The organism is Kribbella rubisoli (assembly GCF_004217145.1).
Taxonomy (GTDB): domain Bacteria; phylum Actinomycetota; class Actinomycetes; order Propionibacteriales; family Kribbellaceae; genus Kribbella; species Kribbella rubisoli.
In genome coordinates this window covers 684,566-702,098 of record NZ_SHKR01000011.1, presented here as the reverse complement: position 1 = coordinate 702,098, position 17,533 = coordinate 684,566, and the positions used below count along the sequence as shown (strand labels likewise).

Here is a 17,533-nt window from a genome sequence, read left to right as displayed (position 1 = left end):
TACGCTGATTCCGTGGACTACGACGCCTTCGACGCCCAGCTACTCGAGCTCGCCGACTCCCTCCAAGGCGCCGACGAGGCCACTGTGGCAGCCGAAGTCGCACGGATGAAGGCCCTCGCGGAACAGATCCCGGACGAGCGCTCCCGCGGCCACGCACTCATCAGAGCCGGAAAACTCCCCGAGCTGATCAGCGGACCAAAGCCGGGCACCAGTCCGCAGTACCAGCGCGCATCCGCCTTGGTGGCTCAGGTGCTGATCGACGAGGGCTCGCCGGCCGAGCGCATCGCTCACGCCGAACGCGCGAAAGCCGAGATCGCGGCATTGTCCAAGCAAGCCCCGCTGCGCGAGTCCATGACGATCCTGCGGATGAACTCCAGCCTGGTAAGGCTGATCGAGCGACTTCGGACCGACGGCTCGTGACCGACGCCGTGGTCCAGATCCCACCGCAGTCCTGGGAGTACCGACTGGTCGCCGCCGTGGTCTACGCCGTCGAGCAACGAGCCGGCGGCGGTAGGCCTGGTGGTCCTCGAACCCGGTGGAACGGACGGGTGCTGGAGGAGACCGATCCGGAGAATGTCGGCAGCGCACACCCCGACGGCAGCATCGCGGTCTCCGTCCGCCAGGTCCTCGATCGGTTGCGCGAGGCACGGGACCTCGATCGCCCGCTGACCGACGACGAAGCCTGGCTGTTGCGCGACGCGATGGACACGCTGACTCACGAAGCCGCTCATCTGATGGCTCGTCTCGGCGACATGTCGGCACCGGAGGCTTACCCGTACGACGCTGCCGCGGCCGCCTACGACGAAGGCCGCACCGAGCAATGGACGAAGCGGAACCTCGACAACATCATCATCGACGTCTTCGCCGATGCGGGTCTGGAGAAGGTCGAGGCCGCGGTTCTGGCCCAACCGGGTGTCGACGCGTACGCCGCCTTCTCGCCCGCTGTCCGGCACCTCGACAAGGCGGTGGCTGAGCGTAGCGGCCTGACCAGCGCCGAGGTCACCCAGAAGCTGATGTGTGCCGACGACAGTCAACGCTGGAACGTTGCGGTCGACCTGATGATCGACGAACGGCTTGCCGAGCCCGGGCTCATGCCGGAGGCGCACCGGGCCGAAGTACGCAAACAACTGGTCGCTCCACTGCGCGAATCCCTCTCCGGGCTGGCTGCTGTCGAGGCCGACGAGTCGCTGGGGCGTGATCAGAAGGCCGAGGCGGGTACGAAGGCCGCTCAGCAAGCGATCGCCGGTCTGGACACCGAACTCAATCGCATCGAACGCAAGTACCGCATCGACAACGCGCAGCGTGCTCAGCAGGAAGCCCAGCGGCCGGGATCCCGGCTGAACCAGGCTGGTCGCCAAGCCAGAGGCAACCTCCCACCCGACCTCAAACGGCTGCGCGCTCTGACTGCGCCCCAGGCGCCTGCTGCCGGCGCAACGAAGCGGCCGGTGGGCGCCGCCGATCACGCGCCATCGGAGCAGGGCGAAGGGCCCCGCGGACAACAGGCGGGACCGGGCGGTCCGAGGCAATCGCGCTCCCCGCAGCGCGACTGAAGGAGATCGGCCCGTGGTAAGTGTCCTCACTGACGCCGACATCCGGGCCCGGCTGCGCCCTGGGCAAGCTGTTGGGTGGATGCGGGAGGCGGTTCTTGCTGCTCACGAAGGGCGATTGCGTACGCCGCCTCGGGTCAGCACGGATCTGGGCGACGGGCGGTTGGTGTTTACGACTGGGGCGTTGGAGGGGGAGTGGTTCGGGTATCGGTCGTATGACTCGTTCGAGACCGATCCGGGACAGCAGGTTGTCGTGTTGCATGACTGGGGGAGTGGTGAGGTCCGGGGGATTGCTGTGGGCAACGAACTGGGACCGCGGCGGGTGGGGGCGATCGGTGGGGTGGCTGTCGATGCGCTGGCGAGGTCGAACGCCGAGACCCTTGCGTTGATCGGGACGGGCACGCAGGCCTTTACTCAGCTCTGGGCGATTGGAGCGGTACGACGGTTGTCGGGCGTGCGAGTGTTCAGCCGGGACCGGGTGCGGCGAATCGCCTTTGCTAGAAGGGCTTCTGAGGACCTTGGGCTGGCCGCGACCGCGGTCGAGTCAGCGCAGGAAGCCGTCGAGGGCGCGGATGTTGTGGTGCTGGCCACCAACAGTCCGACGCCGGTGATCGACCCGGCCTGGGTCAAGGACGGTGCCTTCGTCACGACTCTTGGACCGAAGCAGCAGGGGCGCGCCGAGTTCGGGCCGGAGCTCATCGATCGGGCTGATCTGGTGGTCACCGACTCGGTCGCGCAGACCCGGGCGTACGACCCGCCGTTCATCCTCGCCGGCACCCCGCAACACGATCGTCTGATCAGCCTGGGCGCGGCATTGAGCGGCAACGTGACGGGTAGGACCGTCCTCTTCTGCTCGGTCGGCCTGGCCGGCACGGAGGCATACCTGCTGGCGAAACTGGTTTTGTGACCGTGCGGACGCCGACCGTCAACGTTCGTGCCGACCGTTGCGCGGGGGGTCGGACGGGCGCAGGCTGAGGGCGCCGGCCCCGTTCGGGGCCGGCTTGCAAGGGGGAGGGGCAATGAGCGTTCTGATGACCCTGCGGGTAACTGGGGACCCCACAGCGATCGAGAAGTTGGGTGCCGACAACGGCGCGCTCTTCGAAGGTGTGATTGCGGACGCGTCGAGTCGTGGGCTGATCTCACATCACTTCTACGGCAACAAGAACGAGGTTCTCGTCGTCGACGAGTGGCCCGACGAGGCGTCGTTCCAGGCGTTCTTCGAGCACTCCGGGGCACAGATCCAGGAAATGATGGCTTCGGCCGGTGTGACGATGCAGCCGACGCCGGAGTTCTGGCGGCACCTGGAGGTCGGCGACGACGTCGGGTGAGCCCGCTGGTAGACACACCTCATGGAGTTCAGTGAGGTTGTGCGGCGGCGGCGGATGGTGCGGAACTACGACCCGGATCGGGCCGTGCCGGAGGAGGTCCGGGAGCGGATCCTGGAAAACGGTCTCCGGGCCCCCTCGGGCGGGTTCAGCCAGGGGTGGGCGTTCCTGACGCTCGAGGGTGACGAGCGGGAGCGGTACTGGCGGATCGCGGCCGAGGATCCGGACGAGAAGTATGTGGAGTGGATCACAGGCCTGCGGCGCGCTCCGCTGCTCGTTCTCGCGTTCGCGCACAAGGACGCGTACCTCGATCGGTACACCGAACCGGACAAGGGCTGGACCGATCGCGACGAGGGCCACTGGACGGCGCCGTACTGGTACGTCGACACCGGGATGGCGGTGCTGCTGATGCTGCAGACCGTCGTCGACGAAGGCCTGGGAGCCTGCTTTTTCGGGCCTCCTGCGGATAAAGCGGGCCGGCTGCTGAAGGAGTTCGGCGTACCCGAGGGGTTCGATCTGGTCGGCGTGCTGTCGGTCGGGTACCGGGCCCCGGACAAGCGCTCGCCGTCGCTGAAACGGGGTCGCAGGACGACCGCCGAAGTGGTGCATCGGGGCCAATGGGGCAATCACTTGGTGTAACGAGGCATGTCGGCCCCGTTACACCCATTTACGACTCGCCGACCAGGGGATTGGCACTTCCGGCATATCTTCGTTATGGTCCCGTGATGTTGGCCGGGATCGGGGAAGATTCCGGGCAGCACATCCCCTCGGCGGGACCAAGAAGCTCCGGGCAGCCAGTCCGGCGTCGACGGTCGGTGCCTGTGCTGTCCCACCCCGTGCCCGGGTAGCCCTACCTGGGAGCGTTAGTGCGTAAGTCCATCATCGCGGCCGTCGGTGCGACCGCCGCGATTGCCGTCGCGGGCGGCTCTGTGGCGTATGCCGAGAAGAGCAAGACGGTCAGCCTCTCCGTCGACGGCCAGGTGCAGAAGGTTCACACCTTCGGCTCCACCGTGGCAGACGCCCTGAAGGCCGAGAAAGTTCAGATCGGTGCCCACGACGTGGTCGCGCCGGCTCCGGACTCCAAGCTCAAGGACGGCCAGGAGATCTCGGTCCAGTACGGTCGCGAGCTGACCGTCAACGCCGACGGCACCAAGAAGGCCTACTGGACCACCGCCGACAGTGTGAACGAAGCGCTCGCCGACCTCGGTCTGCGGTACGACGGTGCCCAGCTCTCCACCAGCCGTAGCGCGCCGCTCGGGCGCCAGGGGCTGGAGTTGGTCGTGAAGACCCCGAAGACCGTGCAGATCGTCCACCTGGGCAAGGTCGCGACGATCAAGTCGCTGGCCGGCACCGTCGGCGAGGCCCTGACCGAGGCGAAGATCAGCTGGGACGCCGACGACCGGATCACCCCGGCCGCCGCGACCCCGCTGAAGCTCGGCGTCAACAAGATCGGCTACGTGCAGGTCCTGCAGAAGCGGATCACCAAGACGCTGGCGGTTGCGCACGGCACCGACGAGACCAAGTCGGCGACGCTGGTCGAGGGCACCAAGAAGACCACGGCCAAGGGCACCGACGGCTCCACCTCCGTCACGTACCTGTACACCTACCTGGACGGCAAGCTGTCGACCACGAAGGTGGTCACGTCGAAGGTCGTCACGGCGCCGGTCGACGAGAAGGTCCTGGTCGGCACCAAGCCGAAGCCGACAGAGCCGACGACCACGACGACGGACGAGAAGCCGTCGGTCCCCACCAGCAGTGGTGGCGCGTGGGACCGGATCGCCGCGTGTGAGTCCGGCGGCAACTGGGCAGCCAACACCGGCAACGGGTACTACGGCGGTCTCCAGTTCGACCACGGCACCTGGGCGGCCTACGGCGGGACGGCGTACGCCAACAACGCCAACGGTGCGTCGAAGGCGCAGCAGATCTCGATCGCGGAGAAGGTCAAGGCTGACCGCGGTGGGTACGGCGCCTGGCCGGTGTGCGGCAAGAAGGCCTGAAGCTGACACACTGACGGCGTGAGCTCGTCTGATTCATCCACATCCGCCGGACCGAGGCTTCTCGGTCCGGCGGATGTGCGTTCACTGGCCGCCGCGCTCGGAGTCCGTCCGACCAAGCAGCGCGGCCAGAACTTCGTCATCGACCCGAACACGGTCCGACGGATCGTGCGAGCCGCCGACCTGTCCGCCGGTGAGACCGTGCTGGAGGTCGGCCCCGGGCTCGGCTCACTGACCCTGGCGCTGCTCGCCGCAGGGCACCCTGTCACCGCGGTCGAGATCGACCCGCTGCTCGCGCAGGCGCTCCCGTCCACGATCGCGACGTACGCGCCCGAGCAGGCGTCGGAGTTGACCGTGGTCGAGGCCGACGCGATGGACGTGACCCCGGCGGAGATCGGTGCGCCGACCGCCTGTGTGGCGAATCTCCCGTACAACGTCGCGGTACCCGTGCTGCTCCATCTGCTCAAAGTGTCCGACTCGCTACGCCACGGTCTCGTGATGGTGCAGTCCGAGGTCGCGGACCGCCTGGCCGCCCCGCCCGGCTCGCGCACCTACGGCGTACCGTCCGCCAAGGCTGCCTGGTACGCCGAGGTGCGGCGCGCCGGGCCGATCGGACGGAATGTCTTCTGGCCGGCGCCGAACGTCGACTCCGGGCTGGTCGCGTTCGAACGACGCGATCCGCCGCAGACGCCGGCCAGCCGCGAGGAGGTGTTCGCGGTGATCGAGGCCGCGTTCTCGCAGCGGCGTAAGACAATCCGGTCCGCGCTGACCCGCTGGATGCCGGACCGCGCACGACTCGACGAGGTGTTCGCGGCAACAGGAATCGACCCGCAACTGCGCGGCGAGATGCTCGGGATCACAGAGTTCGCGGCTCTCGCAGGTGCAGGTCGGACTCAGTAAGGCACTAGCCTGTGCGACGTGCCACCTTCTGTTGAGGTCACGGTGCGGGCACCGGCCAAGATCAATCTCGGTCTGTCGGTCGGTCCGCCGCGCCCTGACGGGTTCCACCCCGTCGCCACTGTGTACCAGGCCGTTGCCCTGTACGACGACATCACGGCGCAGGTCCGTGACGACGACGGCGAGGTCTCGGTCGAGATCGTGGGGGACTTCGCGGACGACGTACCGGCCGACGAGACGAACCTCGCGGTGAAGGCCGCCCGGCTGCTGCAGGCGGAGTACGACGTCGACGAGGGCGTCGACCTGACGATCCGCAAGACGATCCCGGTGGCAGGCGGGATGGCCGGCGGATCGACTGACGCCGCAGCGACCCTGGTGGCGTGCAACCGGCTCTGGGGCCTGCAGCTCACGCAGACCGAGCTGCAACATCACGCGGCGGAGCTCGGCAGTGACGTGCCGTTCTGCCTGGTCGGGCACACGGCGCTCGGTCAGGGCCGCGGCGAGCAGGTCACCGAGGTGATGTCCCGCGGGACGTTCCACTGGGTGTTCGCGATCGCCGACGGCGGCCTGTCGACCCCCGAGGTGTACGGCGAACTGGACCGCCTGCGACCGCTGCGCCGCGTCGAGGCGCCCCAGGTCCGTCCCGAACTGCTGTCCGCACTGCTCTCCGGCCAGCCCGGCGCCCTCGCTGTTGCTCTCAGCAACGACCTGCAGGCGGCAGCGCTGTCGTTGCGGCCGGAGCTGGGCGACACGCTCCAGTTCGGCCTCGACCAGGGCGCTCTCGCCGCGCAGATCTCCGGCTCAGGCCCCACCTGCCTGTTCCTCGCCGCCGACAGCCGCAGCGCGGTCGACCTCGCCGTAGAACTCGCCGAGTCCGGCCTCTGCCGCATGGTCCGCCAGGCCGAGGGCCCGGTCCCCGGCGCCCGAATCCTCCCGGCCATCGTCTCTCACTAGTACACTTAGCCAAGTGGACTAAGGAGGCATGATGGGCGAGCCGGCTCCGCAGTACAACATTCATGAAGCGAAGACGCAGCTGTCTCGGATTATCGAGCGGGTAGAGCATGGTGAGGAAGTCATCATCAGCCGTGCAGGCCGTCCTGTCGCGAAGGTAGTTCCGCTGCCTACTTCCCGCCGGCGTACTGGATGGGGCTCGCTGGCTGATCAGATCAGCTTGGCCGACGACTGGGACTCGCCAGAGACGAACGCACAGATCGCAGATGACTTCGGCATTCCCTCGTGACGGTAGTGCCTGGGGCAGCGCGTCTTCTGCTGGACACGCATGTGCTGATCTGGTGGCTACAAGCTAGTCCTGAGCTCTCGGACGATCTCAGAGTCCGGATCGACACAGAGCTCGAGGTCTATGTCAGCGCTGCGTCCGTCTGGGAGCTCTCGATCAAGCAGGCTGCTGGGAAGATCAAACTGCCGGACAACCTGCTGGAATGGATCGAGCGCGGTGGTCTCAGCGAATTGCCGGTCTCCATGACGCATGCCGACCTCGCGGGGCGGTTGCCGGCGATCCATCGGGATCCCTTCGATCGGATGCTGGTGGCCCAGGCTCTCGTTGAGAAATTGACGCTGGTGACTCGCGACGGACTGATCCAGCGGTACGACGTACCAATCCTCAAAGCCTGAAAATCGCTCGTCCACACCCTGGGTGTGGTGTTACGGTCCGACTGCCCCTTAGTGGAGAGACAGGAGACCGGAATGCGCCGCGGATCGATCGACCTCATTGGTTCTGATCGTTTCGACGCATTCGCGAGGACTCTTGAACTCTCTGACGATGGGCATTGTGGCGCATGTCGACGCCGGTAAGACCAGCCTGACCGAGCGGCTGCTGTACGCCGCCGGCGTCATCGACCGGGTCGGCCGGGTCGACGACGGGAACACCCAGACCGACTCGATGGATCTCGAGCGGAAACGCGGCATCACGATCCGCTCGGCGGTGGTGTCGTTCGCGCTCGGCGACCTGCCGGTCAACCTGATCGACACGCCGGGACACTCCGACTTCATCGCCGAGGTCGAGCGGGCATTGTCCGTGCTCGACGGCGCGGTGCTGGTGATCTCCGCGGTCGAGGGCGTGCAGCCGCAGACGCGGTTGCTGATGCGCACACTGTCGCGGCTGCGCATCCCGACGCTGCTGTTCGTGAACAAGATCGACCGCGTCGGCGCGCGGTACGACGAACTGCTTGCCGATATCAAACGCTTGCTGACGCCGGCCGCTGTGCCGATGGTCGGAGTCACGGACCTCGGGACGCGGTCCGCCGACCTGGTTGCCCTCGACGACGAGCCGCTCGCGGAGATGCTTGCTGAGCGCAACGATGACTTCCTCGAGCGGTACCTGGCCGGCGGTCCGCTGGACGTCGCCGGCGAGCTGCGCCGGCAGGTCGCGAAGGCATGGGTGCATCCGGTGTACTTCGGGTCCGCGATGACCGGCGTCGGCGGTACCCGAGGTGATCGAAGGCATCCGGTCATGGTTGCCTCGGGCCACTGGATCGGCTGAGAATCCTTTGCAGGCAAGGGTTTTCAAGGTCGATCGCGGTGCGGCCGGGCAGAAGATCGCGTTGGCCCGGATGTTCGCGGGCACGTTGACGGCACGCTCGTACGTCGACGTACAGCCGGTGGACGGTGCGGAGTACCAGGCTCGTCCGAGCGCGATCGAGGTGGCGGGTCATCCCGTTGACAGGGCCGAGGCCGGCCAGATCGTGGCGTTGCGCGGGTTGAAGAGCATCCGGATCGGCGATCAGCTCGGCGTGCGTACCAAGCAGGTCGGCCGGTTGTTCGCGCCGCCGACGCTGGAGACCGTGGTGAGTGCGCGGGACCGGGTCAAGCTGTTCCAGGCGTTGACGCAGCTCGCCGAGCAGGACCCGCTGATCCGGGTCCGCAAGGCCGACGACATCACCGTCAGCCTGTACGGCGAGGTGCAGAAGGAAGTGATCGCGTCCTTGCTGGCAACGGAGTACGGCGTCGATGTCACGTTCAGCGAGACCACACCGATCCATGTCGAACGCCTTGACGGCGAAGGCGACGCGGTCCGGGAGATGATGGCGCCGGGCAACTTGTGGCTGGCCGGCGTCGGATTCCACGTCGCACCGTTTGCCGAAGGCATTGAGTACAACCTGGTGGTCGAGCTCGGCGGGCTGCCGCGCGCGTTCCACACCGCAATCGAGGAGACGGTGCGCCTGACGCTCCGTCAGGGCCTGTACGGCTGGGAGATCCCGAACATCCGGGTCGACCTCACGCACACCGCCTACGACAGTGTCGGCACGACGGCCGGTGACTTCCGTCGGCTGGTGCCGCTCGTCCTCCTGGAGGCGATCGCCCGAGCCGGTACGACGGTCCTCGAGCCGGTCAACCACTTCGAGCTCGACGTTCCGGCCGACACGGTGTCACGCGTTCTCGCACACGTCGCCGAGCACCGCGGTCTCGTCTCCCGGACCACCCTCACCGAGACGCAGGCCCACCTGGAGGGCACGATCCCGGCGGCGACCACCCATCCGTTCGAGAGCCTCCTGCCGTCCCTGAGTCACGGCGAAGGCCTTCTCGCCACCACCTTCCACACCTACCAACCGGTCTCCGGCCCGGCACCCACCCGGTCACGAACCGACGGCAACCCCCTCAATCAGAAGGAGTACGTGCTCAACCTCAATCGAAGCTCTTGAGGATCGTGTGGATCTCGGCGACGGTTTCCGCACGGTCCGGCCAGTGGGCGGTGATGCACAGGAGCTCGCGAAGGTGGAGGAGCGGCATGCGGTCGCGCCAGCCGTCAGCCAGCGGATGCAACTCCTCGTAGGCGGAGAAGAAGGTCTCCGACAGGTTGCCGTAGATGAGGAGAGTGGCGAGGTCGGCTTCGGGCCAGCCGTAGTTGACGGCGGGATCGATCATGCCGGGCTCGCCGTCGGGGCCGGGGAGAAGGTTGCCGTGCCAGAGGTCGCCGTGCAGAAGCGACGGCGGCTGGTCGGGCACGAGATCCACCAGCCTGTCGGTCACGCGTTCCAGGCGGCGGCGATCGCCGGAAGGGAGTTGTCCAAAGCAGTTGGGCTCCTCGAGGTACCGGAGTAGGCGCTGCTCGGCGAAGAACGCATGCCCGTCGGTCGTCCACGGGTTCCGCTGCGGAAGCGTACCGAGGTAGTTGTCCCGGTGGTACCCGAACTTGTCCGCCGTCTGCTGATGCTGCAGCGCCAAGGCCCGCCCCGCATCCTCCCAGTACGTCGGCGACGCGGCCGTCGTACCGAGGTCGGCCAGGACGATGAACGACGACGTGACCCGAAGCACCTCCGGTACGGCGAACCCGCCTGGAAGCCGCAGCGCGTCGAGGCCATCGGCTTCGAGCGGATACAGGTCGGACGGCAGGTTGTCCTGGGTCTTCACGACCACCGTCCGGCCCAGCGACGTACGCACGCGGTAGGTCTTGCTGGCGTACCCGCCCTCCAGCGGATCGGCCGCGATCGGGTCGCCCAGGGACAGGCCCTCGAGCCAGGCAGGAGTCAGCACCTGGACGATCCTGGCACGGCTGTCCCGGTCGGATACCCTTGGGCGCGTTATGGCGGCACCTAACTTGGTCAATATGGAAGCTGTTTCCAAAGGCTTCGGCACCCGGACGTTGCTCGACTCGGTCACCCTCGGGATCGGGCGCGGAGAACGGGCCGGCGTGGTCGGACGGAACGGCGACGGCAAATCGACGCTTCTACAGGTCCTGGCGAGGCGTGAGGAGCCCGACAGCGGCCGGATCACGCACAACCGCGACCTGCGGCTGGGGTACCTCGGACAGACCGACGACCTCGACCCCGGGCAGACTGTGCTGCACGCGGTGCTCGGCGATGTCGAGACCTACACCTGGGCTGCCGATCCGCGCGCACGCTCGGTGATGGAGCACTTGCTCGGCGAGGTCGACCACCAGGCACTCGTCGGCAGCCTGAGCGGTGGCGAGCGCCGACGGGCCTCCCTCGCGAGGCTGTTGCTGACCGAGGTCGATCTGCTCGTCCTCGACGAGCCCACCAACCACCTCGACATCGAGGCGGTCAGCTGGCTCGCCGAGCACGTGGTCGATCGTGCGGGCGCCCTCATCGTCGTCACCCACGACCGCTGGTTCCTGGACGCGGTCTGCACGGTCACGTGGGAGGTGCAGGGCGGCCAGGTCTCGTCGTACGACGGTGGGTACGCCGCGTATGTGCTGGCGAAGGCCGAGCGGTCCCGTTCCGCGCAGGTCACTGAGACCAAGCGGCAGAACCTGCTGAAGAAGGAGCTCGCCTGGCTGCGCCGTGGTGCACCGGCGCGATCCACCAAGCCGAAGTTCCGGATCGACGCCGCGAACGCCCTGATCGAGAACGAGCCGCCGCCACGCGACAAGCTCGCCCTGTCGCAGTTGGCGACCGCCCGGCTGGGCAAGGACGTGTTCGATGTCGAGGACGTCAGCCTGAGCTTCGGCGATCGGGTGATGCTCAACCACGTCACGTTCCGCCTCGGCCCGGCCGACCGCATCGGGCTGCTCGGCCCGAACGGCGCCGGCAAGACGACGTTCCTCAAGGTCCTCACCGGGCAGCTCGCCCCGGACCGCGGCGTCGTCAAGCAGGGCAAGACGGTCCGCGTCGCGAACCTGTCCCAGACCCTCGACGAGGTCGACGGTGCGGCGACGGTGCTCGAGCACATCACCGCCATCCGCCGTACGGCGGCGCTTGCGGGGCGAGGTGGTGAGCTGACGTCGTCGCAGCTGCTCGAGCGCTTCGGGTTCACCGGGGACAAGCTGACGACGCGGATCTCGGACCTGTCCGGTGGCGAGCGGCGCCGGCTGCAGCTGCTGCGCATCCTGCTCGACGAGCCGAACGTGCTGATCCTCGACGAGCCGACCAACGACCTGGACGTCGAGACGCTCACCGTGCTGGAGGATTTCCTTGACAGCTGGCCGGGCGTCGTCGTGACGGTCACCCACGACCGGTACTTCCTCGAGCGCGTGAGCGACATGGTTTACGCGATCATGGGTGACGGCCAGGTGCGGCATCTGCCGCGCGGGGTCGATCAGTATCTCGACGAACTCGAGGCCGGAATTCCGCGGCGGGCGCCGTCAAATGCGTTGACAGCGGCGCCGGAGATGTCCAGCAATTTGTCAGTTGACCCGGCAGCGGCGCGGGCAGCGAAGAAAGAGCTGAACCGGATCGAGCGGCAGCTCGCCAAACTCACCGAGACCGAGGCGAAGCTGCACGACCAGCTGGCCGCCAGCGCGAGCGACTACGAGCGACTGGCCGAGCTGGACACCGAGCTGCGCAAGCTCGCCGACGAACGGGCCGAGCTGGAGACGGCCTGGTTCGAAGCGGCCGAACTGGCGGAGTAGACCCCCGAGTAGACCCCGAGTAGCGCCGTTTGAGCTGCGGCGCCCCTCCGATCCCCTGTGATTCGGAGGGGGCGCCGAGCTTGGGTGAGCGGCCCCCGTGCCGGCCGGCGTTGTTCGGGCCCCGAGCCCCGGACACCGCGCGGCCACTTTCGGCGGACCACCTCTTGCCGCCGAAGTCACCGTGTCCTGACATTTTGTAGTCGGTCAGCCACCGACGGTGATGACCCTAGTGTGGGCGCTCACTCAGTGTCGATAGTCGTCGGCTACAGCAATCTCTCGATCTCGTTGCAACTAGCAACGATCGGGGCCGGGCAGAAGTGACGGGTCGTCTTTTCGGATTATTCCGGCACAATTCCGCAGCGCGTTTGTCCGCCTATTGTCAGTGCTTTTCGAGATCGAACGGGCGGACCAGTTCGCGCAGTACGCGGGCGATCTTCTGCTGGTCGCGCTCGCTGAGCGATCCGAGCAGTGCGCGCTCGTGGGTGAGCAGGTCGGCCATCGCCGCGTCGACCGCGTCGCGTCCGGCGGTGGTCAGCTGGACGAGCACGCCGCGGCGATCGGATGGATCCGGTAGGCGCTCGACCAGGCCGCGCGCGGCGAGCCGGTCGACCCGGTTCGTCATCGTGCCCGAGGTGACCAGGGTTTCCTTCAGGAGCTTGCCGGGGGAGAGCTGGTACGGCGCACCCGCCCGGCGCAAAGCCGCGAGTACGTCGAACTCCCACGACTCGAGGCCGTGGGTGTCGAACGCTTGGCTGCGGGCGCGATCCAGGTGCCGCGCGAGCCGGCTGACCCGGGACAGCACCTCCATCGGCGCCACGTCGAGGTCGGGGCGCTCACGGCGCCAGGCCTCGATCAGCCGATCGACCTCGTCCTCCATGGTTCGAGACTACCCATCAAGACTCTTGACATCAAGACAAGTGGCAGGACTAGAGTATCTCGATGTCAAGATAAATCCTGGAGAGAGGTGCAGACCGATGCGGACGTCACCGGTGTGGAGTCCAGTGCAGTACGGCACGTACGCCGACGAGCGGGCCCGCCCGTTCCGGGATCTGGTCGAGCGGGTGCAGGCGACCGACGTACGGACTGTCGTCGATCTCGGCTGCGGTCCGGGCGCGCTGACCGCGACACTGCGCGACCTCTGGCCGGAGGCGATGATCCGGGGTATCGACAGCTCGCCGCAGATGCTCGAGGTGGCAGCGGAGTACGCGGACGACCACCTGAGCTTCGAGGTGGGCGACGTTCGCGAGTGGGCCGCCGAGCCGGGATCGCTCGACGTGATCGTCACGAACGCCACGCTGCAGTGGATCCCGGAGCAGGTCAGCCTGCTGCCCGGGTTCGTGCGGGCGCTGCGTCCGGGCGGGTGGCTGGCGATCCAGATCCCGGGCAACGGGAACGCGCCGTCGCACGCGATCCTGCGTGAGCTCGCCGAGTCAGGGCCGTACGCCGAGTACGCCAAGGACGCGTCGCTCCGGCCGGACGTGCCCGGGCCGGCGGAGTACGTCGACGTGCTCAGCGCGGAGGGTTGCGTGGTGGATGCGTGGGAGACGACGTACTTCCACGTGCTGGCGGGGGACAACGCCGTACTGGAATGGGTGAAGGGGACCGGGGCGCGACCGGTGCTGCAGTCGTTGCCGGATGAGCTGCGGAAGCAGTTCGAGGCGGAGTACGGCGCTCGGTTGGCGGAGGCTTATCCGCAGAAGCCGTACGGCACTTTGTTGCCGTTCCGCCGGATCTTCGCAGTGGCACGCAAGGAGGGATGAGCGTGCGACTCGATCATGTGCAGGTGTCGTGCCCGCCTGGTGGTGAGGACGTGGCGCGGGCGTTCTACGGCGAGGCACTCGGGATGACCGAGGTGGAGAAGCCGGAGCTGCTCAAATCGCGTGGCGGTTGCTGGTTCAAGGCCGGCGATGCGGAGATCCACGTCGGGGTGGAGGTGGGGTTCACTCCGGCGAAGAAGGCGCATCCGGCGTTGGCTGTCGACGATCTGGACGGATTGGCGGCGAAGCTCGCGAACCTCGGCTATCCGGTCACCTGGGACAACGACACGATCCCGGGCCGCAGGCGGTTTCACACCGCCGACGGGCACGGGAATCGGGTTGAAATTGTGTGACTAGCGGCTCGCCCGGCCCCCTCAAGCCGGGCGAGCCGCTGGCTCATTCGGTCGCCAGGGCACCGGCCGGAGCGACCTTGGCGGCCCGGCGAGCGGGCAACACCGAGGCGAGCAGACCGGCGACCGCAGCCACGGCCGCGATGATGATCAGCAGCGTCCCCGGTACGGCGTACTCGACGCCGCCGTCGACGGTCTGGCCGCCCATCAGCGCGCTTGTCCCGGTCCAGCCGTAGACGAGGCCGAGCACGATCCCGAGACCGGCCGCGACCAATGCCATCAGCAACGATTCGACCGCGAGCATCCTGCGCAGTTGGCGGCGGGACAGGCCCATCGCGCGGAGCAGTGCGTTCTCCCGCGTCCGCTCGAGGACCGACAGGCTGAGTGTGTTGCCCACGCCAACCAGTGCGATCAGCACCGAGACCCCGAGCAGACCGACACCGACGATCAGCAGTACGTCGAAGATCTTCGTGTAGCTGGTCCGCTCGGCCAGGCCGCCCGTGACGGAGAGGTCCTTCACGGTCGGGATCGACTGGTCCACGGCGTCGATCACGTCCGAGCCGTCCGCCTTCGGGTCCGATGCCAGCCAGAACCCGGTCACCGGCGCGGTCGGCGCCAGCTTGGCGAGATCGGACGAGCTCACGGTGATCGGATCGAGCCCGGTCGCCTGCTGGGCCGTGACGCTCAGCTTGTGCTGGCCCGACACGATCGTCAGCGGCGATCCGTTCTCGAGCTTGAGCATGATCATCGTTGACCGGTCCAACAACGCCGTACCCGGCTTGAGCTTTGCGGCCGCCTCCGGGTTGTGGATCACGGAACCGGCCTTCGCCGGGTCGATACCCGTCACCTGGACCTCTTGGCCGCCGGACTTCACCAGCACCTGGCTGACCGGCACGACCTGCGTGATGCCCTTGATGTCGCGGAGTTGCTGCTCGGCGCTGGCCGGCATCTTCTCCTTGTACGTCGTCACCATCAGGTCGACCGGGTACTGGCCGTCCATCGACACGTCGAACGTCTTCCGCACCGAGGCGATCCCGACGCAGGTGAGGCTGATCAGCGTCACGCCGATGAGCAGCGCGGACGTCGTGGCCGCCGTACGCTTCGGGTTCCGGACCGCGTTCGCGACCGCGATCCTTGCAGGTACGCCGCCACTGCGAGCCGGCAATGCGCCGATGACCCGGATCAGCGCCGGCACCAGCAGCGAACCGACGGCGAGGATGCCGAGGAACGAGATCGCTCCACCCGCGACGCCGACCAGGACCTGGTGCGACACCGCGCCGGCCGCCAGCAGCAGCCCACCTCCGAGAAGGAGCAGGAAGCCGAGGATCAGGCGCAGTACGCCGGCCTTGGATGCGGCCGCCGGAGCAGCCTCGGGACGCAGCGCTGCGAGCGGCGCCACCTTGGTCGCTCGGCGAGCCGGTACCACGGCAGCGACCAGGGTCGCCACGGTGCCGAGCAGCAGCGGCAGGAACACCGACGAGGGGTCCAGGTGCAGCGGCAGCGGCGGGATGCCCCAGTCGAACTCACGGGACAGCGCCAGCCCCAGCGCGGAGAGCGCGACGCCGAAGACCACACCGATCGCGGACGCGATCACGCCGACGACGCTCGCCTCGGCGATCACCGAGGAGAACACCTGCCGCCGGGACGCGCCCACGCACCGCAGCAGCGCCATCTCACGGGTGCGCTGCGCGATCACGATCGTGAAGGTGTTGCTGATCACCAGACACGCGACGAACAGGGCGATGACCGCGAACATCCCGAACACGCCGCCGAGTACGTCGATGCCGTTGGTGTAGCTCTTCACCTCGTGTTCGATGAATCCCGCCCCGGTGAAGGTCTCCAAACCCTTGGAAACAACGGGTCCCGCAGCATCGGCAAGCTGCTGTTGCGTGACGCCGGGCTTGGCGGCGATCGCGATCCCGCGGACGAATGCGCCGGGTTCGAAGATCTTCACCGCGGCCGGGGTCGCGACCGCGGACGACGTACCGACGGACTTCGAGTCGTCGATCAGACCGACGACGGTGGCGTTCCAGGACTTGTCGTCGTACGAGCTGATCCGCAAGCTCTGGCCGACGGTGACCTTGTGCTTGGCCGCGGCGCGGGCCGGCAACGCGATCTCGTTCGTTGCGGTTGGCAACCGCCCGGACGAGGTGGCGGGACCCGCGATATGGGTGGTGTCGTAGAGCGCGTCGATCGGGAGCGTGGTCGGCCGGACCAGGTCCGGGTACGACACCTCCATGTACGCCGTCGTCAGCGTGATGACCGATGCAGCCTGCGGCAGCTTCCGCACGTTGGCGATGTCGGCGGGGGAGATCGTCGCCTGGTCCGGGTAGACGACGGCGTCGACACCCTTGTACTGCGCGCCGATCGTCTCGTCGACTCCGTGCGACGCGGACGAGTGCACGATCATCGCCAGCGAACCGAAACCGACCCCGAGAACGATCGCCAGGCAGGCGGCGACCAGGCGACCCACGTGGGCGCGCAGCGAGGAGAGGATGGAACGTCGCACGTCAGGCTCCCAGCTGGCGCAGGGCGTCGAGGACGCTCTCCGGGGTCGGCTGCCGCAGCTCGCCCGCGAGCTTGCCGTCGGCAAGCATCACGACGCGGTCGGCGTACGACGCGGCCAGCGGGTCGTGGGTGACCATCACCACGGTCTGGCCGAACTCGCGGACCGAACGCCGCAGGAAGCCGAGCACCTCGGCGCCGGACCGCGAGTCCAGGTTGCCCGTCGGCTCGTCGGCGAACACGACCTCCGGCCGCCCGACGAGGGCCCGAGCGACGGCGACCCGCTGCTGCTGACCGCCGGACAGCTCCGACGGCCGGTGCGTGAGCCGGTCCTCGAGACCGAGTACGTCGATCAGCGTGTCGAGCCACTGCTGATCAGGCTTGCGGTTGCCGAGCTCGAGCGGCAGCAGGATGTTGTCCTTCGCCGTCAGCATCGGGAGCAGGTTGAACGACTGGAACACGAAGCCGACCCGGTCCCGGCGGATCTTGGTCAGCTCGGCGTCGGGCAACCGGGTCAGCTCGGTCTCGCCGAGCAGGACCTGACCGCCGGTCGGCGTGTCGAGGCCTGCCAGGCAGTGCATCAGCGTCGACTTGCCGGACCCGGACGGGCCCATGATCGCGGTGAACTGGCCGACGCCGAAGTCGACCGAGACGCCGTCGAGCGCGGCGACCGCGGTGTCTCCCTGTCCGTACACCTTGCGCAGCTCGTGCGCCCGGATCGCGGTCCGCGGTTCCCCGTCCTGCGGCAACCGCCCGGCCGCAAGCTCTCCGGTCTGCAAGCTCATGTCACTCCTTGGTCTTGAGGTTTCACCAAGAAGTTAGTGATCGCCGCG

At 67.7% G+C, this 17,533-nt stretch carries 19 protein-coding genes; 15 read left to right on the top strand and 4 right to left on the bottom strand.

Going from position 1 to position 17,533, the window contains the following annotated elements; all coding sequences use genetic code 11:
* Positions 1-12 precede the first annotated feature (12 nt).
* From EV645_RS06160 to EV645_RS42575, 12 genes are all read left to right on the top strand, one after another.
* The gene (locus EV645_RS06160) at positions 13-420 is read left to right on the top strand and encodes a hypothetical protein (protein ID WP_130440613.1); all 408 of its coding nucleotides are present in this window, start codon (positions 13-15) and stop codon (positions 418-420) included.
* Positions 417-1,550 (top strand): hypothetical protein, encoded by a 1,134-nt coding sequence (locus EV645_RS06155; RefSeq protein ID WP_130440611.1) that lies wholly within the window; start codon positions 417-419, stop codon positions 1,548-1,550. The genes EV645_RS06160 and EV645_RS06155 overlap by 4 nt, the downstream gene beginning before the upstream one ends.
* A 13-nt stretch (positions 1,551-1,563) precedes the next feature.
* On the top strand, positions 1,564-2,454 hold the full coding sequence (locus tag EV645_RS06150; RefSeq protein WP_130440610.1) for an ornithine cyclodeaminase family protein: 891 nt from the start codon (positions 1,564-1,566) through the stop codon (positions 2,452-2,454).
* Positions 2,455-2,566: 112 nt separating this feature from the next.
* Entirely contained in the window at positions 2,567-2,875 is a 309-nt protein-coding gene (locus tag EV645_RS06145) for a hypothetical protein (RefSeq protein ID WP_130440608.1), read from the top strand.
* 21 nt (positions 2,876-2,896) lie between these two features.
* Positions 2,897-3,511 (top strand): nitroreductase family protein, encoded by a 615-nt coding sequence (locus EV645_RS06140; RefSeq protein WP_130440606.1) that lies wholly within the window; start codon positions 2,897-2,899, stop codon positions 3,509-3,511.
* Positions 3,512-3,738: 227 nt separating this feature from the next.
* On the top strand, positions 3,739-4,869 hold the full coding sequence (locus tag EV645_RS43110) for a resuscitation-promoting factor (RefSeq protein ID WP_130440604.1): 1,131 nt from the start codon (positions 3,739-3,741) through the stop codon (positions 4,867-4,869).
* Between the two features lie 18 nt (positions 4,870-4,887).
* The gene (gene rsmA, locus EV645_RS06130; RefSeq protein WP_130440602.1) at positions 4,888-5,766 is read left to right on the top strand and encodes a 16S rRNA (adenine(1518)-N(6)/adenine(1519)-N(6))-dimethyltransferase RsmA; all 879 of its coding nucleotides are present in this window, start codon (positions 4,888-4,890) and stop codon (positions 5,764-5,766) included.
* 18 nt (positions 5,767-5,784) lie between these two features.
* The gene (locus tag EV645_RS06125; RefSeq protein ID WP_130440600.1) at positions 5,785-6,717 is read left to right on the top strand and encodes a 4-(cytidine 5'-diphospho)-2-C-methyl-D-erythritol kinase; all 933 of its coding nucleotides are present in this window, start codon (positions 5,785-5,787) and stop codon (positions 6,715-6,717) included.
* A 28-nt stretch (positions 6,718-6,745) separates the two neighbouring features.
* The gene (locus EV645_RS06120; protein ID WP_198681480.1) at positions 6,746-7,003 is read left to right on the top strand and encodes a type II toxin-antitoxin system Phd/YefM family antitoxin; all 258 of its coding nucleotides are present in this window, start codon (positions 6,746-6,748) and stop codon (positions 7,001-7,003) included.
* Positions 7,000-7,395, top strand: coding sequence for a type II toxin-antitoxin system VapC family toxin (locus EV645_RS06115; protein WP_242000236.1), 396 nt, complete (start codon positions 7,000-7,002; stop codon positions 7,393-7,395). The genes EV645_RS06120 and EV645_RS06115 overlap by 4 nt, the downstream gene beginning before the upstream one ends.
* Before the next feature lie 148 nt (positions 7,396-7,543).
* Positions 7,544-8,263 (top strand): GTP-binding protein, encoded by a 720-nt coding sequence (locus EV645_RS42580; protein WP_242000235.1) that lies wholly within the window; start codon positions 7,544-7,546, stop codon positions 8,261-8,263.
* Positions 8,264-8,270: 7 nt separating this feature from the next.
* On the top strand, positions 8,271-9,422 hold the full coding sequence (locus tag EV645_RS42575) for a translation factor GTPase family protein (protein ID WP_242000234.1): 1,152 nt from the start codon (positions 8,271-8,273) through the stop codon (positions 9,420-9,422).
* On the opposite strand, the gene EV645_RS06105 is transcribed toward EV645_RS42575, so the two are convergent.
* The gene (locus EV645_RS06105; protein ID WP_157997016.1) at positions 9,406-10,254 is read right to left on the bottom strand and encodes a fructosamine kinase family protein; all 849 of its coding nucleotides are present in this window, start codon (positions 10,252-10,254) and stop codon (positions 9,406-9,408) included. The two genes, EV645_RS42575 and EV645_RS06105, sit on opposite strands and share 17 nt — an antisense overlap.
* 73 nt (positions 10,255-10,327) lie before the next feature.
* On the opposite strand from EV645_RS06105, the gene EV645_RS06100 reads away from it, so the two are divergent.
* Positions 10,328-12,088, top strand: coding sequence for an ABC-F family ATP-binding cassette domain-containing protein (locus EV645_RS06100; protein ID WP_422386617.1), 1,761 nt, complete (start codon positions 10,328-10,330; stop codon positions 12,086-12,088).
* Between the two features lie 379 nt (positions 12,089-12,467).
* Here the strand turns inward: EV645_RS06100 and EV645_RS06095 are convergent, their stop codons facing one another.
* Positions 12,468-12,965, bottom strand: a complete 498-nt coding sequence (locus EV645_RS06095) for a MarR family winged helix-turn-helix transcriptional regulator (protein WP_130440594.1) — start codon at positions 12,963-12,965, stop codon at positions 12,468-12,470.
* A gap of 97 nt (positions 12,966-13,062) precedes the next feature.
* Here EV645_RS06095 and EV645_RS06090 point away from each other — a divergent pair, with 97 nt between their 5' ends.
* Positions 13,063-13,848 carry a methyltransferase domain-containing protein gene (locus EV645_RS06090; RefSeq protein ID WP_130440592.1) on the top strand — a complete coding sequence of 262 codons (786 nt, stop codon included), beginning with the start codon at positions 13,063-13,065 and terminating at the stop codon, positions 13,846-13,848.
* Positions 13,845-14,198 (top strand): VOC family protein, encoded by a 354-nt coding sequence (locus EV645_RS06085; RefSeq protein WP_130440586.1) that lies wholly within the window; start codon positions 13,845-13,847, stop codon positions 14,196-14,198. Before EV645_RS06090 ends, EV645_RS06085 begins: the two co-directional genes overlap by 4 nt.
* A 43-nt stretch (positions 14,199-14,241) precedes the next feature.
* Here the strand turns inward: EV645_RS06085 and EV645_RS06080 are convergent, their stop codons facing one another.
* Together EV645_RS06080 and EV645_RS06075 are read right to left on the bottom strand one after the other, a co-directional pair.
* A complete protein-coding gene (locus tag EV645_RS06080) occupies positions 14,242-16,704 on the bottom strand; it encodes an ABC transporter permease (RefSeq protein ID WP_130440584.1) in 2,463 nt (820 codons plus the stop codon).
* 1 nt (position 16,705) lies between these two features.
* Complete coding sequence (locus EV645_RS06075) at positions 16,706-17,485, bottom strand: ABC transporter ATP-binding protein (protein WP_130440582.1); 780 nt, start codon at positions 17,483-17,485, stop codon at positions 16,706-16,708.
* Positions 17,486-17,533: the final 48 nt, after the last annotated feature.

What these genes read in the sequence shown, in the direction of transcription:
- EV645_RS06145 (WP_130440608.1), top strand. Translation starts at nt 2,567, where the DNA reads ATGAGCGTTCTGATGACCCTGCGGGTAACTGGGGACCCCACAGCGATC.
- EV645_RS06140 (WP_130440606.1), top strand. Translation starts at nt 2,897, where the DNA reads ATGGAGTTCAGTGAGGTTGTGCGGCGGCGGCGGATGGTGCGGAACTAC.
- EV645_RS06120 (WP_198681480.1), top strand. Translation starts at nt 6,746, where the DNA reads ATGATGGGCGAGCCGGCTCCGCAGTACAACATTCATGAAGCGAAGACG.
- EV645_RS42580 (WP_242000235.1), top strand. Translation starts at nt 7,544, where the DNA reads ATGGGCATTGTGGCGCATGTCGACGCCGGTAAGACCAGCCTGACCGAG.
- EV645_RS06100 (WP_422386617.1), top strand. Translation starts at nt 10,328, where the DNA reads ATGGAAGCTGTTTCCAAAGGCTTCGGCACCCGGACGTTGCTCGACTCG.
- EV645_RS06095 (WP_130440594.1), bottom strand. Translation starts at nt 12,965, where the DNA reads ATGGAGGACGAGGTCGATCGGCTGATCGAGGCCTGGCGCCGTGAGCGC.
- EV645_RS06090 (WP_130440592.1), top strand. Translation starts at nt 13,063, where the DNA reads ATGCGGACGTCACCGGTGTGGAGTCCAGTGCAGTACGGCACGTACGCC.
- EV645_RS06085 (WP_130440586.1), top strand. Translation starts at nt 13,845, where the DNA reads ATGAGCGTGCGACTCGATCATGTGCAGGTGTCGTGCCCGCCTGGTGGT.
- EV645_RS06075 (WP_130440582.1), bottom strand. Translation starts at nt 17,485, where the DNA reads ATGAGCTTGCAGACCGGAGAGCTTGCGGCCGGGCGGTTGCCGCAGGAC.